Here is a 16855-nt window from a genome sequence, read left to right on the forward strand (position 1 = left end):
GGATATGGGCTCGCCACGCTGGCCGATCGCCGTTCCCGCCCTGCTTGCGACCTCGCCTGCTGCCGCGTTCGAGGCAAGCTTCCACAGCTATGGCGGCTTCCAGGAAACCGTGGATGCGTTTCGCGCTGTCTCGCTGATCTTTTCGGATTCACGCTACGAGACACTAGTGATCCTGATGGCAACCGTGGGTATCGGTCTCGGCGCGCTGCTCGCCAGCGCGCGCGGGTCGGGCATGGGCCTCGTGGCATTCGGATTTCAAATCCTGGTCGGGGTCGGCCTGTTTATCGGCATGGTCGCCACGACCGGCACCGTGCACATCTATGACCGCGTAAAAAATGCCTATGCGGCGGTCGGCGACGTTCCCGTACTGCTGATCCTGGTGGCGGGCACCACGAACATGATCGAGCGCGCCATGGTCGAGACGATCGACGACAACAGCATCGACCCCAACACCAAATATGCTTTCAACGGCGGGGGACACGCATTCGATCTGTTCCTCAATGCGGTCGCCTCCCAGCGCATGCTGGCAGACTCGCATCTCGACGCGACACTGCGCGACTATGTCCGCCAATGCTACCCGGTTGCACGGGTTTCGCCCGCTTATGCGATCGACGATGACAAGCTTTTCCGGACCGCGATCGATCTCCCCACGGCCTTTGCTGCCATGGCGGGTCCTTCGACCTTTGCGACAGTCTATTCCTCAGCGAACAAAGGCGGGACCACGATGAGTTGCGAAGAGGCGTGGAACCATATCTCGACGCGGCTTTCCGACCCGGAGCTCTTCGTTACCCAGACCAAGCGGGCATGCCGGGCAACCGGTTTCCTCTTCGACTCGCCCCCGCAAAAGACGCGATGTACCGAGCAGCTCGGCGCGCTCGGCAATCTCATCTTCCAGCGGCCCATCTCGGCACATAGCCTGTTCACCCATGTGCTGCTCAGCCGGACCGTGGGCGATGTGCTGCTGGAGGACAGCCCGGCGGCAGCGGCGCGTGTCATGGCCAATCGTGCGATCCTCACCAACGGATATAGCGGGATGGCCGTCGCCAATGACTGGATTCCCAAGGTCCGCGCCACGGTGTTCGCGGTGATGCTGTTCATGGTTCCGGTCGCGCTGCTCTTCATTCTGACGCCCATCAACCTCCGCGTTGCGAGCTTCACGCTAGGGCTGTTCGTCTTCGTCGCGCTCTGGGGCGTGATCGATGCCGGCATCCATCAGTTCGCGCTGGGAAGCGCATCGGCGGCAATCCAGGAGCTCAGCACCCAAGCTTTTGGCGTCGAGACCTGGCTCGCGGCACCCGACGCGGCGAGCAAGGCGCTCGCCGTCTTCGGGAGCCTGCGTACTGCTGCAGCAGGCATTGCCGGAGCCTTTGTGTTCACCGTCTTCCGCTTCAGCGGCAATGTGTTTGGGGCGTTCACCGGAAGCGCACTCGGCGTTACCGGCCAGGCGACCGCAGCCGCTGCACCGATTGCGACCAGCGAGGGGCATGCCGCCGCGCTCGAGCGCCAGGCTTCGGCGATGGGCACGCGGAACCGGGTCGCCGCGGCGACAGGTTTCGGCGATTTCGGCGAGCGCAGCAGCTTCAGCGCGACCCGGAGCTTTGGCGAGGCTGGAACGCTGCTCGGTCGGCACCCGTCAGCCGGCGGAGATACCGCCCTTGCCCTTGGCACGCTCGACGCAGCACGTCAGATTGGCGGGTTATCCCCCGCGCTCAAGGGACGCGGCCTTGCCGACCCGCAGGTCGCACGCGCGCTCGAGGCCAATGCCGCAACCAGTGCGATTCACCAATTTGCGGAGAAGGACGCGCTGCGCACACTCGGCACAAGCTATTTCGGACAGGGCGAGGCGGGAGAGCGCGCATTTGCCGCCTTTGCCCAGAACCTCGTACAGTGGCGCGCATTCGGCGATCAGCGCGCCTATGACATGATGCTCCAGGGTGCGCAGCGCCATTTCGAGCGACGAGGATATTCGCCCAAGGACGCCGCGCTCAAAGCGAGCGGCGTGGTTAGCGAGGCGCAGAGCGACCCCCTGTTTGCCAAGCTTGTAGCCAATAGCTTCGACCAGGAACGGCTACTGCGAAACGACCTCACCCAAGCGCAGATCGCCGCAGGTGCGATGGAGGGCCGTCGCGACTCTGCCGGCGACCACGTCATGCAGACCGAACGCGCCAATGTCGCGACCGAGCAGGCTCTGCGCACCGGCAGCAACCAGGGCCAGCGTGACGCTGCGGACATGCTCGGCCTTCGCCCAGAGGATACCGCCCAGCATATTGCCCTCATCAATGCGCTGTCGGGAGAGGCCCGTTTCTCCGCAATTGCCCAGCTCGGGCAGGCGACAGGCCGGAATGAGGCGCAGGTCACCAAAGCTATCGAGACCTATAACGCCGCAACAAGTCTCGGCACCGCCGACGGCGCCACTGCTCAGGCGCGACGCGAAGGCCGCAGCGTCTATGCCCGCACCAAGGAAGCGGCTGGCTATGACTTTGCCGAGCGCTCAGGCAAGCTCGACGCCCAGCGCGAGGTCGGCACAAGCGGCACGCGTGCTGCAGCGCGGATCGGCGAGCAACGACGACAGGCCGACAATTTCGGCTTTGCCGAAGGTGCTGCTGCCGCCGGCACGTCCACCCGCGAAGCCGCACGTCTCGACAGCTTCATCAGAACGCTTAGCCAGACCGCCGGCAATCAGATCGACATGGCCAGCGGCGGCGCAGCGGGTATCACCGACCGCGCCCGCAACGAACGCACTACCCGCATGGTCGAGAATGAGCGTCTCAGTCGCATTCAGGGATTGCTGCGTGCGAATGGCGTCGCCATGTCCAAGCGCGACCTGGCGCTCGCCCAGAATGGCGACCTCAGCCTCAATGTCAGTCCGAAACAGGCTGAGCAACTGCATCGCGCAGGACTTATCAACGTCAGCCAGTTCGGCGCGATCGCGCAGGGCGGCCAGGCACATTTCAGCCTCGCCAACAACGATGTGCTGGTTTCGACCGCCACGTCGTTTCGGCAATCCGGCCGCTACGACAGCAGTACCCGGTTCGAAGCGGGGAAGCAGGCGGGCCCGGACTCAATCGAGCATTTCATGGGCGGTGGCGAAGCTGGCCAAAAGGCGCTCGCGGCATGGCTGCAGGGCGGATTTCGAATGGACCGTACCGGCGAATGGCGGATCGCACCGCAGGTCGCAGACACGCTTCAGCGCGATATCGGGGCGATCCTCGCCCAGACCGGCTGGCAGCGTTCGCTAACGCGTACCGCAGACAAGCAATCGATCATGTCCAGCAACTTCGGCGTGAGTGTGGGCGCAAGCATGTCCGCAGGCGGCGGCAGCGATGGCTCCGCCCGAGGTTCGGAGACCGCCCGCAATCGCAGCAGTCTGGGCCGTGCAGGGGGCCAAATCGGGTTTGAGAGCAGGGACAGCGGTATGGCCGGGTCATCGGCACGATCGTCGCTCGACATCGTCAACTACGACGTGCGCAGTGCCATTGCCGCAGCCGAGGGCGTGGCTGCGAAGTCGCGCGAGCCTGCCGCGGCATTCTCGCGTGAGCTCTCGCGTCAAATCCTCGGAGCCGACGGCCTGCGCGCCAAATATCTGCAGGATGCAGCGTCGGGCCGGGGTACATGGGATTTTACCGCACCCCTTACGTCGATGGAGCAGTCATCCGTGCTGGCAACCGGTCGGCATGCGACCGATCTCGACCATGGGCCGGGGGATGGGGAACCCAAACATCGCGCGCAAAAGGACTAAGACGGTCCATCCATGTGGCAGGCCAAGCCTACCCATTGGGCGCCGGATCGGGGGTTGGTTTGATCCATCGCCGGATGCGACATGCCCGGTTTGCGATAGGCTCCGATGTCGTGATCGAACCACGGTTCAGCCGGCGCGTAGTCCGCGAGCATGCGGCGAAGACAGCCAAATCCCAGAACCAGTCCGGCGGTAAGCGGCGGGAACGTCAGATTGGTAATGACGCCAACCGCGCTCGAATAGAAGCTGGGCACCACGGGTCCTGACGCAAGTCCTGCAGGCAGCCAGTAGAGGGGCATCGCGATCCACCACGCCTTGGCGTACCAAGGTCGCCAGAGACAGGTTGCCATTCTCAGATCGCTCAAGGCCCGTGCTGCAATTTCCGGATCGAGTTCGACCCGCAAACTCGAAGACGATTTCATTCCGCCCTCCCCTGACGATGAAGTCGTGTAAGCTCATGGGCGTGCGACGATTGAATTTAGCCATGCGGCATGCGTCGATATCGACCGTTCTTTCGATCGATCAGCTGGTTTCCGACGCCCAAGTTCACTCCCTCATCCAAGTCGCCCCTATTGACCCCCAAAATCTTCCCTCCCTGCCCGTCTATGACCAGATAAGCCCTGCGGCCTGCGTTTTTTCAGCGCACGCTGCTGGCCTGCGTCGTTTAGCTGTATCGGTCGCGACGCACGCCGGTCCAACCTTGATGCCGGTCAATCCATCAGCGAGTGGCACAAGCTACGTCCCCGGTTTTGCGAGGCGTTACGCACGTTGCGCCCATCCGCACCAGCGAGACCGGCGCGAGCAAGGGGCCGCACCGATTGCCAGATTGTTCCATCACCAGCGGCGACCGTCAGCTGGATCCCGCAATGTTTAAGGCCGCCTGCCCGTAATGGTGACACTGCCCGAACAGGACGAGCCATTAGGCCCGCGGTACGACCAGGAAGTAGAGCCGGTGATGGTGTTGCTGTCCGGAATACGGATATTCACCGTTTCAGTGGTCTGGCCCGGATCGTCCTCATAGGTCCCGCTCCAGCTCCCCGACAGGCCGGCCGGGTCGTCCTTGGATGCCATTGTCAGATTGAGAGTCTGGCCCGCATAGCTGGTTGTATAGAGCGTGTCGCTGACCTTGCTGACACCGACGTTCACAACATTGGTTTCGTTGGGGCAAAGGCCCGGCGCACTCTGGCTTGATGTAACTGAGCGGAGGGTAACCTGCCACGAACCCTCGAACTGACGGTTGACCGAAATCATTACCGTCGCGGTCCGCGAATACCCATCTTCGTTCCGCGCGCGGTAGCGGAAGCTATCCTGGCCGAAGAAGTTACCTGCTGGCGTATAGGAATAGCTTCCACTGGATTGCAGAATCAGCGTGCCATGCTGCGGCTGCTGGACAATCTCGAGACTTGTTTGTCCGCTCGCCTGGACCGCGGACTGAATACCCCGTCCCTGAATGGCGCTCGCCGAGCCGTCCTGGGCTGTCGGGAGCGTCAGCGACAGCTGGGCAGGCACCGCGACGGTCGGGTTCCCGCTACTCGCCACATTGATCGTGAAGTTGATGAGTTCGGTCCCCGGCTCTGGATCGACGGCGCTGAAGGTCGTGACAAGATCGCTTCCCGACGGGCGGTAGGACGCGGTCACCTTGCCGCCCGAACTGAGCGACAGCGAGACGGTCGATGGCGGCACGAGCTCGGTGGTCTTGCTTGAAGCGACGCTCACCAGGCGTGCAAGGGTATCCGGCACAAGCCCCACTTGTTCCCCAATCGCCAGGAGCCGTCCCGCGCTGTCCTTGACCTGACCGGCAACGCTTTCGGCAAGGCCCACCACGCGTTCCACCCGGACGGTTGTCGGCTGCTTGTTGCGAAAGGTGAGTGTCCCGGCCAGGGGGCTTACATAGATGAGCTTGTCCCGCATTGGACTATGGCCAGTCATGGAACTGGCGGCAGGTAGGAAACTGACGGCATCAATGGTCAGGCAGTGTTCGAGAATATTGTTGATGTTCGGCAGGACAAACTTCTTGAGAATCAGCACTGCGCCGACAAAGCCGCCGGCACCGACGGCCACCCCGACAAGTCCGCTTGCGGGGATCGATGCGACACCATCGGCTGTGACGGCGACCGCCGCGACGGTCCAGACAACCCCGAGCACGAACTTGCTGGCTGACGCGTCGCAGGCCGGCCCGTTGAACGACTGGGCGGCGAGCGGATTGGCATTGACCGTAATCGAAAGCGCCGCTTGACGAACCTCTTCAACAGACGCCGTCGCCAGTGCGGCGATGCCTGCGTCAAGGTCGTTCCGCGCCCTGGTCAATTGCGTCTTGACGGTTGAAGCGATCGTAGGGTCCGCTAGCAAGGATGATAGTTCGGCGCGCTGGGCAGCGAAATAGTTGCTGACCACCGTGCGTGGATCGCTGATCGTCGGCCCAGCGGCCATCTGGACATCGAAGCTGTAGATCTTGCCGTTGATCGTTGCCTGCAGCCGATTGGCACCCGGAGCAATGCCCTCAGGCGTCACAAAGGCGAGCCCCTTCCCGTCTGGCGACCGATACAGGGTGACGGGCTTGCCACCGAGTTCGCCAGTATAGCTCGTCGCGGCGAGCGTCAGATTGTCGGTCAGGACAACGCCCCATTCGAGGGGCTGAAGGGTCGTGCTCGAGACACCGAGTGAAAGGCGGGCGGTCGGCACGGTGACCGCAATCGAGACGGTGGCGGATCCGGCATTCCCCGCAGCGTCCCTCGCTGTTGCGGTACAGCGAATGGTTCCCGCCGCGGTCGACGCCTGGGTCGTCAACAGATTGCCGACCAGTGTTCCACCATCGCAAGACAGTGTGAACGTGGAAATCGCCCCGTCCTTGGCGTCGTTCGCCGCGACGCTCAACAACACGCTTTCACCCGCCTGAATCGTGCTTTGTGAGCCGCTGATCGTGACCACCGGCGGCGTCGTGTCGGCCGAGGGCGGCGCCGACACGGATCCGTCGCCACCTCCCGAACAACCCGCCGTTCCAACCAACAGACAAGCGATGAGCGCGCGTTTCATGGAAAGTTCCCCAGGGATGCAGGTCGGCGGCGAGCCGTCTGGCCCGCCGCCCTGGTCAGAAGTGGAAGCGAAGACCCGCGGTCAGCGCACTGCCCTTGATGGTTCCGGTCTCGAAGCCGGAATTTGCGTCATAGGCTACGTTCTTGCCGCTAGTGCTCCGGTAGCGATAATCGAGCGTCAGCGAGACACCCTCGGTCACCTTGGCAGCAACGCCTGCGCCCAGTTGCCAGCTGAAGCTGACGGCGCCCTCGCCGTCGCTCTCGAAGCCGGTCGCACCGATCCCGCCCCCGAAATAGGGTGTGATGCTGTCACCGATCGGGAGATCGACCCACAGGTTCGCAAGCGCGCTCAGCTGCCGGATTCGACCGCCATCAAATCGGATCGTGTTGCCCGATCCGGTACATGCGGAGGCCTCGAGATAATCGCAGATGTCCTGAATATCGGTCGGGTCCAGAACGACCGCCGCGCCGTTTACCGACTTGACCGTCAATGACGCGAGACGGTTACGAGCATAGCTCACCTCCACATCGGTCCGCACCGTTCCGAAGTCGTAGCCGATTGCCCCGCCAAACGTCGCTGCGGACTTGAGGTCGGCCGTGGTATCCGCCGAGTCCGTGGTACCCGTGCCGCCGAAAGTACCGGTCGTGTCATAATAGCGGATATCAGTGTCCTCGGCCATGTTCTGACCGGCCGAAAGCGCAACATAAAAGCCCGGCTCGTTCTGGGCGTGGGCGGGTGCCGCCCACAGGATCACCGGCAGGCCTGCTGCCGCCAGCCAAATCGAACGCATATCATCCCTTTCGAAGATTTCCCCGAGACAACACGTGTTAAGTGCTTGTCCGAAACCGAGACTATTGTAGTTTCCCGGGATAAGGCATCGGCCGATTGGGCGATCCGGATGGGTGAGATGGATATGGTTTCGGGGGGAAACTACGGTCACGAAGATAGCGCGTTGAAAGCAATCGTGGCGGCACGAGAAGTGCGCGCGAACACGGCCATGACCGTTCTCGGACTTGTGGTTCTCACGGGGACCTTCGCGTTCGTGGTGTTTACCTTCCGATCATTGGTGGCGCCTTGGCTGTTCTGGCCATGGGCGGCCGGCTACACCGCACTGCTGGCCGGACTCGGAATGGTGATGGCAATTGCGCGCAACGAGAAGCGCGATCCTGACGCGGCTGTTCGCCTTTGGCTGCCGCTGGCGAAGGCGTTGATGCTAGGGGTCAATCTGCTGACTGCGCTCAGCATATGGCTGCTGCTTCCGGCCGCCGGGCCGGAACTTCGGGCTTTGATGTACGTCCTGTACAGCTGGTTCCTCATCGTGCAGATCATGGCGACGAGTCAGACGGCCGACGGGACGCCGGTAGCCATCGTCGTTCTGCTCGGGTCCCTCATCCTCTTCGAACTGACTCGTGCCGGTCCTCATAACCTTGCCATCGGCGGATTCTTGTTTCTGTTCGGTAGCGCGCTGTTCGGGTTTCGGGGGCTGATCAAGCGGGCACTTGCACAATCGATCGAAGCCCAAGCGCTTGCCGAGCAGAGGGGCGCGGCGCTCAGCAAGGCGATGCATGAAGTCGCCGCCCAGCGCGACGCCATGACCGCATTCATCGCTTCGGCCACACACGATCTCCAGCAGCCGGTGCAGGCAGCGAGCCTGTTTTTCGATCAGGCAGTCGGATCCAAGCAGGCCGCAACGCGTGCGCGTGCGATCCTCGGCGCACGGCGTGCCTTTGCTGCGACCGAGGCATTGCTCCAGGCAATGCTCGAAAATCTGCGTGTTCGCAGCGGGGCGCAGGTTGTGCGTCCGGTACGGTTGATCCTTGGCGAGATCGTCGATGAGGTGCTCGCTGAACAGGCAGAAGCTGCGAACCGCGCAGACCTTCGCGTGCGGCCGGTCGCCTTGGGCCATGAGATTGTTGTCGATCCGATCATATTTCGCCGGGCGATGAGCAATCTGGTGGTCAATGCCATCCGTCATTCCGGTGGGTCGCGGCTGTTGATCGGCGCGCGGCGGCACGCTGGCGAAGTCGCCATTCATGTCATCGATGATGGCCGGGGCATCGACCCGAAATTTGCAGGCATGCTCTTTGAGGATTTTGCGCGCGGCGCGACCGTCGCCCAGGACGGCAGTTTCGGGCTCGGCCTGTCGACCGCGCGGCGATTGGTACGCGCGATGGGAGGCGATCTTGCATGCATCGCCAAGACCGCGCGAGGCGCCCATTTCGTTCTGACGCTGCCGAGCGCATCGATCGCCCAACTCCCCGCTCCGTTGGCAGCGAATGACGAAGAACAATGCATAGCTGTTTGATCTGTGACGATCATGCGTTGGTCCGCGATGCGCTATCGCTCGCAATCGGGTCTCGCTGGCCGGATACCGAAATACTGACCGCCACCGACTTCGATGAGGCGCTGCGGCTCGCCGCACGCTCCCCGGATGTCTGCCTCGTCGATCTTTCCATGCCCGGAGCCGCGCCCCGCGAAGGGATCGCGGCGCTTCGCGCGGCCGCGCCGCGGGCCAAAGTCGTCATCGTTACAGGTTCGACGGACGATGCGCTGCTGCTCGACCTGATCGCTGCAGGTGTCGATGCGTTCGTGCCCAAGACAGCGTCGAGCGGCGTTGTGCTCGCTGCGGTCGGACTTGCTCTGATGGGCGAGCGTTATCTTCCGCCGCGGCTCGCGGAACTGCTTAACCCAGCGAGCTCCCCCGGCCCGCAAGCCGATCAGGTCGAAGCAGACGATCGTCGCACTCCGACTGCCCGTCAGCGCGATGTTCTGCGCCTCATCGCTGATGGAAGGTCGAACAAGGAAATCGCTCGGTGCCTTGGGGTATCGCCTGCAACCGTCAAAAGTCATGTGACCCAGGCGATCGCAGCCGTTGGGGCGCTGAACCGAACTGACGCCGCGATGCGGGCACGAACCCGGGGACTGATCTAGCGCGTCAGCCGGCCCGGTTCCCGCCGGGTCGCCGTTTAGGATGTGCGACCACCGGAACGACGCTCGACTCCTGGACGATCGACCTCGCAAGCTGACGATGTGGCGAATCCGCCCCCCAATCTCGACCTGCTCGCCATAGCTAACTGGCGTCGCTGCCTCGGCCTCGGCCGGCATTCTGCGCTGTAGCGGACATGGCATATGGGGCGTTTGTGGCAGCACTCCATCTGGTATCCACGGCGCTACGCAGCCGATGGCACAACCCCAGGCGCACACGGCCTTCAGATGTGTTGCAGCAGCCTCAAACTGAGGAGGCGTATCGAACGATTTTTCGGGACGTACAGACGTTACTGAACGGGGTGTTGCTCTGGCACTGCTCAACAGGCGGCCCCCCTGGCCATGGCAACACGCGCGACATTCGGCCGACCCGAGCTTGACATGGCGTAACACTGTTCTAGTGTGCCGGAACACCGAATCGGAGGCGAGATGGGGTTCAGTATCGATCCGCACGCGACACGGCCGATCTACGTTCAGATCATGGACGAGGTGCGGCGGCTCATCGCGCTTGGCGATCTTCGGGCGGACGATCCGCTGCCATCGGTGCGCCAGCTCGCCGCCGATCTTCGGGTCAACCACAACACGATCGTCCAGGCTTATCGCGAGCTGGAGCGCGACGATGTTGTCTATGTTCGGCGGGGCCAGGGGACCTATGTCGCTGCGCAGCGCGAACCTGCGGTCGGTCGCGCGAAGCTGCTCGGCCAGGTGGCCGAACGTGCCGCGACCGACGCGCATCGCTACGGCTTCACCACACAAGAACTGATCGCGGCACTGGCGCAGACGCCCGATGCCAAGGGAGACGCGAATGCATAGCCCCGAAACCGGATCGGTCGCAGTCCGGACCGAGGGATTGATCAAGCGTTTTGGCCGCGAGGTCGCGCTCGACGGGGTGTCGCTGTCAGTGCCGGACGGCGGTGTCTATCTGCTCGCCGGAACTAACGGGGCGGGCAAGAGCACGCTCCTGCGTGTGTTGCTCAATGCCGAACATCCGGACGCCGGGCATGCGCGCGTGCTCGGCCTGGACGCCGCGCTTGCAGGTCCGGCGGTACGCGCACAGTGCGGCTATGTGCCGGAGACCGGCGAGGGCGCCTATCGATGGTTGCGCGCCGACCGGTTCCTGGCGCACGTCGCGCGCTTCTATCCCGGCTGGGACAGCGGCTATGCAGCCGAGATTGTCAAGCGGCTCGGCGTCCGGCTCGACCGGCCGCTCGGCACGCTGTCCAAGGGGCAGGCGCGTCGCGTCCAGATCGTGGCCGCGCTCGCTCATCGACCGCGCCTCCTGCTGCTCGACGAACTGACCGACGGTCTCGACCCGCTGGTGCGGTTTGAGGCGTTGTCGCTGCTTGCAGCCCATCTTGCCGATACCGGCGCAACGGCGATCCTATCGACCCATCTGGTCGGAGAAGTTGACACGCTGGTCGATCGTGTCGGCGTGCTGCGCGCTGGCCGCCTCATCGCGCAACAGCCTCTGGACGCGCTGGTGTCGCGGGTCCGGCGCTATCATGTCGATGCGCCGGATGGTTGGACGCCGTCCGACCCGCTCACCGCGGCGATCCTGCGCCGCGATCCGTCGATTGGCCGGGCCGTCCGGCTGGTTGCGGCAGGCACGGAGGACGAGATCATCGCCGCCGTCGTCGCTTCGGGCGCGGTCGTGCGCGACGTCACTGCCGTTGGACTCACTGATATCGTTCCGATCCTGCTCCAGTCGGAGAACAGCCATGTATTCGCCTGATCCCCGCGCCTTACCGTTTCGCTCGATTCTGGCCGAGCAGGTCCGCGTGACCGGTTTCGCGTTGCTGCGCGAAGGCGCACTGGCAGCCGCAGCGCTGACGCTGATCTGCACGATCTCTCTGTTCGCTGCGTGGCGCTATGACGAGCAGCTGTATCTCGAACCCGAGCTATTGTTACCGCCCTTGTTCGTCGCCGCCCTGCTGCCGTTCGCGGTGTGGAAGGGCGACCGTCCATTCGACCGCGCGCTGCTATGGACGCTGCCGGTCCGTCGTCAGGAGGCGGCGATTGCCAAGGTGCTGGCGGGCGCGGCCTGGATGATGCTCGCAATGCTCATCACCTTCGCTGCGCTCGCGCTTGTAGCACTGTCGAGCGGTGGCGGGGTGGGCGAACAGGAAGTGCGGATGGTCGAGGCGACCGCAGACGCCCTGACCCGTCACGACTGGCACACGCCGGGGTGGATGTGGCTGGTCCCGTTCGTCGCAGGCCTGATCGTCTATCTGATCGCAAGCGCTGCTGTATTAGGGTTTCGCTATCCCGTACGGTGGATCGCAGGGCTGGGCGTGGGGGCTGGCCTGTTCCTGTCCGCCGCCAACAATCTTGGCCCCCCGGGCGGGTTCGAACGCGCGATCGCGCAGCTATGGGGCTGGTGCGTCAATGGTCCGGTCGGCATCGACTTCCTGTTGAGTGGAGGGGAGGGTAGCCTTTCCTATTGGCGTCCAGGAACAGGCAAACGCTACGTCCAGATATGGACGGCACTGCCGGCGATCAGCGGCTGGGCTGTCGCCGCCGGAGCCTGGCTCGCCGCTTCGCTCGCCCTGTTCGGCCTGGCAGTCCGCCGCCACTGGGAGCGCTAGGCCCCAGCGCCTCCCGCATTTCACGAAAGGCTCATGTCCCGCTCATGCCGCTCACCCGGCACGCGCGATACCCCGTCGCGCACCCAGTTCACCCGAAAGGTCCTGCTCCATGCTCGTGTCCCGTCTTGCCCTCGCGTTGCTCGCCGGCACCGCCATCACCGCCGCTGTCGCCGCCCACGCTCAGACTGCACCGTCACCGGCCGCGAAGCCGCAGCAGGAACAAAAACCTGCCCCTGCCAAGCCCGAGGAGGTGGTCGTTACCGGCGGCCGTGAAGCGGTGACCGTTTCGACCGACCGAATGAGCTTCGATGTCGGCAAGGATCTTCAGACCCAGACCGGAACCGTCGCCGACGCGCTCCGCAATGTCCCCGGGGTCGAGGTCGATCTGGAAGGGCGCGTCAGCCTGCGCGGTGATCAGGGCGTCACCATCCTGATCGACGGACGCCCGTCGGCGATGATGCGCGGCGAGTCGCGCGGCAACGTGCTGCTGACCATGCCTGCGGGGCAGATCGAGCGGGTCGAAGTCATCACCAATCCCTCCGCCGCGTTTAGCCCGGAGGGATCGGCGGGGGTCATCAATCTCGTTACCCGGCGCACACGAAGCAACACTCGTTCTGTAACGGTGCGCGCCAATGTCGGTGGCGAAGGGCGCGGCGGCGTCAGCGCGAGCATCGCAAACTCCGCCGGGCCGCTGACGCTGACCGGTGAGCTTAACTATCGGCGTTTCACGACCGAAAGCGGCCTGGTCCAGGACCGGGTCCGCATCGACGGCAGCGGCAACACGCTGACCAGCCGGCAGGAAAGCCTGCAGGACAACACGCTGTCGGCACGCAGCGCGCGCTTCGGCATCGACTACGACCTCGACAAGAAGAACCGCCTGAGCGCCGAGTTCAACTGGCGCAACAACCGCGTCGAAAGCGATCGCGACGACAGCGTCGTCGGGGCTGCGGCGGGCGGCGGCTTTGACCGTGAATCGGATATGGCCATGCGGATGCGCGCGCTGGGCGGTCGGGCGTCGTGGCGCAAGACGATCGCTACCGGCCATGAGATGTCAGCCGATGTCGAGCTGGAGCAGTTCCGCATGCGCCGCGAGATTGAGGGGATTACAACCCCTACGGGAGGTACTTCGACTTACGAACGTATCCGCAACGCCGGCGACCGATCGGACCTCAACATCAAGCTCGATTACAAACGGGCGATGGGCGAAGGGCGCTCGCTCAACATCGGCTATCAGGGCGAGATCAGCGACACGGATTTCGACTTCCAGGGCGCACGGGGCGGGAGCTTCGACACGCTGGCCCCGGTCGCCGGACTCACCAACCGCTTCGATCTGCGTCAGAGCGTCCATGCGCTGTTCGCGACCTATCAGATCGATACCGGCAAGCTGGAACTTCAGCCAGGGCTGCGGCTCGAGCAGGTCGATCTGGACCTCAATCAGATCACCGACGGGGTGCGCGCCAAGAACGACTATTTCCGCGCCTATCCCACGCTGCATCTCGGTTACGAACTGTCGGCAAGCCAGAAGCTGCGCGCGAGCTACAGCCGCCGGGTCCAGCGCCCTTCGGGTCAGGACCTGAACCCCTACACGCTCTACATCGACCCGCTGAACCTGCGCCGCGGCAATCCGGATCTCCTGCCCGAAGTGACCGACTCGTTCGAACTGGGCTGGCATCTGCGCAAGGGCGGAGCCCTCTATTCGGTTACCGCCTTTTACCGCACCTCGCGCGGCGGCGTGACCGATGTCGTGACCGATCTCGGCAGCGCGTTTCTCACGACGCGCGCCAATCTCGCGACCGGGGAGCGCGCTGGCGTAGAGATTATCGCCAATGGCAAGCTGTCCAAGACGCTCAGCTACAATGCCTCTGCGACAGTTTTGTGGAACGAGATCGACGCGCGGATCGGCGGAGTGGCGGCACCGCGATCCGGCACCACCGGAACGCTGCGCGCCAACCTGACATGGCAGCCGACCCAGAAGGACTATGTGCAGGTCAGCGGTTTCCTGTCGGGAGATCAGCTGCTCGCACAGGGCTATCGCCGGTCGGACGGCGTGCTCAACCTCGGCTATCGCCGCAAGCTCAATGACCGCTTCAGTCTGATGCTGACGGCGCAGAATGTGCTCGACACCGCCAAGCAGGTGACCTTCATCGAAACACCGACATTGCGCGACCGCTTCGAACAGCGCGGCGCGGGCAGGATCCTATTGTTCGGTGTGACCTACACGCTCGGCCAGAGCAATCGCCGACGCAACGACCCTGGCTTCGACTTTGACCAAGGGGGAGTGCCGCAGTAAGCGCTGACCTCATCAATGCGCGGCCTAGTGGTAGTTACCTTTCGAAATGCAGCCCTCATCCAACCTTGGCCAAGTCAACATTGTCCGGTGATATGGTCGCGACTTCCGCGCCTTGCGGGTCGTGGGCAGTTCCGGGCTGTCCTGAAAACGCGCCGGCGCTTACGGGGCGGATTGTCTTGAGCGTAAATTGGATTGATCAGACGCTTGGGTTGCCGCCCCGTGACCGAGCGACATGCTTGTCACTATTTGCTGGCCTCTCCTGAAACAAGGAGTCTGGTTGCATCGCTGGACCCAGCAGACGGGTGCGCATGATCAACTGAAAGGCGCAGCGTATCGCGAGTGGTGTGACGTTGCGACCGTGACACTGCGCGTGTCGCGCAAGCGCCGGATAATCCGGCACATCGGGCAAAGCCGCGTCCACGTGCAGTTCTTCCGCGCTCGACAGAAAATCGATCGCCTGCTGCAATTCGCTGGGAGTTGGCGTGTTCATTGCTCGCCGTCTCGCGACCGCATTTGCGACAGAGCAAGCAGCGCCGCAGACGCGGTGAAGACGCGGCGCCGCGGTGCCGAGCTGACTTCGTTCAAGGGCGGCGCTTAAAAGGGTATCGATCTCGCGCAAGTAGGTAGGATTGCGCCAGCATGCCAGCCTCAAACCGGCCTAGAAGGCGACGTCGGACGCGGATCCGGCCTTGCGGGCCACCGGCCCTCAACCCGCATCGGCCTGGCCCCGGCATTGCAGCGACACGCGCGCCGCCGGCGCTTGAGCCGTCAGTCGCAGATGCCGCGTCGGACACGTTGAAACCGGGCCGCTGTTGCGCCCGGCCCTCGACCTTGCAGCACCCGGCAAGATTGCGGCGCCCCCGTCGTTGCACTGGCGGTCAGGCTGAGACCCCAAGCGTAACCGCCATCCAGCCATTCTGTGCACATCGCTCGGGCTGGTCATGTCACACGGCGTCGCCGGCATATAGCAACGCCCCGTTAGCGTTCTCCAGTTACGCAGCCGCATGACCCAGGAACTTGACCGCTCGACCCGGCTGGCCCTTCTCATTGACGCGGACAATGCGTCCCCGCGGATCGCCAAAGGCCTGTTCGAAGAGGTAGCGTCGATCGGGGAAGCAAGCGTTCGCCGAATCTATGGTGACTTTTCAGGCATGCAATTGAAGGGCTGGTCCGAAGCGCTCGCTCCTTTCGCGATCATTCCGCAACAGACACCGGCTAACACAGCCGGCAAGAATGCGTCCGACATTGCGATGGTCATCGATGCGATGGACCTGTTGCATACCGGACGATTTGGCGGCTTCTGCCTGGTATCGTCCGATGGCGATTTCACGCGGCTCGCTGCGCGAATTCGCGAGCAGGGCGCCGATGTCTACGGGTTCGGCGAGCGCAAGACGCCCCTGAGCTTCCGCCAGGCATGCAAACGCTTCATCTACACTGAAAATCTGTTGCCCGCCGGAAACGCGGCGCATGCGACCGACCAATCCGCATCGCCCGGACCGGTCATTCTGAAATCGCCCCCGCACGCTGCCATCCCGAAAATCCGCACAGCGCTAGGCCAACTCGATGACACGGACGGTTGGTATTTTCTTGGTGCGGTCGGCAACCGGCTGTCGGCACTGATGCCCGACTTCGATGCGCGCAGCTATGGTTGTCCGAAACTGGTCACCCTGATCGAGCGCTCGGAAGCGTTCGACATCAGGCGCGACAATCTCATGGTCTATATTCGGCCAAGGAGCGGGTCCGACCGCCCCATGCAATAGCGCCGCGCGCGGCGACACCGAGCATCGGAGTTGATGAAACTAAAAAGGGCGTCATCGGGCAGCCGGCGAATACGGGTCGGGGTCGCTCGCATTGTGGAGGAATGAACCCAGCTCCCGGCGGAGAGCCAACCGACCTCCCCCACCCCCCGTACCCAGGCTGTGGCACACCAAGTCGGAATATGCAGCCCCGCCCTGCCGTGGTCTGCCTCGGCCGCAATAGACCTCGGACCCGATAATGCGCGCGTTGCACGTGCTTCATAAACGCCCAGCTGGAAGCAATCGCTCCGCACCGTGCATTGAACCGATTCCGCAAAGTGAGCCGCTCACAGCTTGTGATGCATGACTCAAGCGCAACGTCGCCACGCCGCGACACCGCCAGGCGCATCAAGATCCGGAACCAGACAAATGAGCAGACAATTCAGCGCGCGGAGATGGAGGATCGACCATCCATTGTAAAATCTCAAGA

General features: G+C 63.6%; 12 protein-coding genes. 9 read left to right on the top strand and 3 right to left on the bottom strand.

The window, feature by feature from the left end; translation table 11 throughout:
• Positions 1 to 4: 4 nt before the first annotated feature.
• The gene (locus KYX69_RS12090; RefSeq protein WP_300497636.1) at positions 5 to 3739 is read left to right on the top strand and encodes a conjugal transfer protein TraG N-terminal domain-containing protein; all 3735 of its coding nucleotides are present in this window, start codon (positions 5 to 7) and stop codon (positions 3737 to 3739) included.
• On the opposite strand, the gene KYX69_RS12095 is transcribed toward KYX69_RS12090, so the two are convergent.
• The 3 genes from KYX69_RS12095 to KYX69_RS12105 all read right to left on the bottom strand — a co-directional run bounded on the left by KYX69_RS12095 (position 3736) and on the right by KYX69_RS12105 (position 7559).
• The gene (locus KYX69_RS12095) at positions 3736 to 4158 is read right to left on the bottom strand and encodes a hypothetical protein (RefSeq protein WP_300497637.1); all 423 of its coding nucleotides are present in this window, start codon (positions 4156 to 4158) and stop codon (positions 3736 to 3738) included. The two genes, KYX69_RS12090 and KYX69_RS12095, sit on opposite strands and share 4 nt — an antisense overlap.
• 448 nt (positions 4159 to 4606) lie before the next feature.
• A complete protein-coding gene (locus KYX69_RS12100) occupies positions 4607 to 6769 on the bottom strand; it encodes an Ig-like domain-containing protein (RefSeq protein ID WP_300497638.1) in 2163 nt (720 codons plus the stop codon).
• A 55-nt stretch (positions 6770 to 6824) separates the two neighbouring features.
• Positions 6825 to 7559: an outer membrane beta-barrel protein gene (locus KYX69_RS12105; RefSeq protein WP_300497640.1), complete on the bottom strand. Its 735-nt coding sequence runs from the start codon at positions 7557 to 7559 to the stop codon at positions 6825 to 6827.
• 45 nt (positions 7560 to 7604) lie between these two features.
• On the opposite strand from KYX69_RS12105, the gene KYX69_RS12110 reads away from it, so the two are divergent.
• From KYX69_RS12110 to KYX69_RS12145, 8 genes are all read left to right on the top strand, one after another.
• Positions 7605 to 9074 carry a HAMP domain-containing sensor histidine kinase gene (locus KYX69_RS12110; RefSeq protein ID WP_300497642.1) on the top strand — a complete coding sequence of 490 codons (1470 nt, stop codon included), beginning with the start codon at positions 7605 to 7607 and terminating at the stop codon, positions 9072 to 9074.
• On the top strand, positions 9059 to 9700 hold the full coding sequence (locus tag KYX69_RS23215; RefSeq protein WP_367280205.1) for a response regulator transcription factor: 642 nt from the start codon (positions 9059 to 9061) through the stop codon (positions 9698 to 9700). Before KYX69_RS12110 ends, KYX69_RS23215 begins: the two co-directional genes overlap by 16 nt.
• Before the next feature lie 483 nt (positions 9701 to 10183).
• A complete protein-coding gene (locus KYX69_RS12120; protein WP_300497646.1) occupies positions 10184 to 10567 on the top strand; it encodes a GntR family transcriptional regulator in 384 nt (127 codons plus the stop codon).
• Positions 10560 to 11486 (top strand): ABC transporter ATP-binding protein, encoded by a 927-nt coding sequence (locus KYX69_RS12125; RefSeq protein WP_300497648.1) that lies wholly within the window; start codon positions 10560 to 10562, stop codon positions 11484 to 11486. The genes KYX69_RS12120 and KYX69_RS12125 overlap by 8 nt, the downstream gene beginning before the upstream one ends.
• Entirely contained in the window at positions 11473 to 12339 is an 867-nt protein-coding gene (locus tag KYX69_RS12130) for a hypothetical protein (RefSeq protein ID WP_300497650.1), read from the top strand. The genes KYX69_RS12125 and KYX69_RS12130 overlap by 14 nt, the downstream gene beginning before the upstream one ends.
• A gap of 109 nt (positions 12340 to 12448) precedes the next feature.
• Positions 12449 to 14629, top strand: a complete 2181-nt coding sequence (locus KYX69_RS12135; RefSeq protein ID WP_300497651.1) for an outer membrane beta-barrel family protein — start codon at positions 12449 to 12451, stop codon at positions 14627 to 14629.
• Positions 14630 to 14906: 277 nt separating this feature from the next.
• Positions 14907 to 15227: a hypothetical protein gene (locus tag KYX69_RS12140; protein ID WP_300497653.1), complete on the top strand. Its 321-nt coding sequence runs from the start codon at positions 14907 to 14909 to the stop codon at positions 15225 to 15227.
• Positions 15228 to 15633: 406 nt separating this feature from the next.
• Positions 15634 to 16389: an NYN domain-containing protein gene (locus KYX69_RS12145; RefSeq protein WP_300497654.1), complete on the top strand. Its 756-nt coding sequence runs from the start codon at positions 15634 to 15636 to the stop codon at positions 16387 to 16389.
• The last annotated feature ends 466 nt before the right edge of the window (positions 16390 to 16855 follow it).

Source organism: Sphingomonas sp. (assembly GCF_030145815.1).
Taxonomy (GTDB): Bacteria; Pseudomonadota; Alphaproteobacteria; order Sphingomonadales; family Sphingomonadaceae; genus Sphingomonas.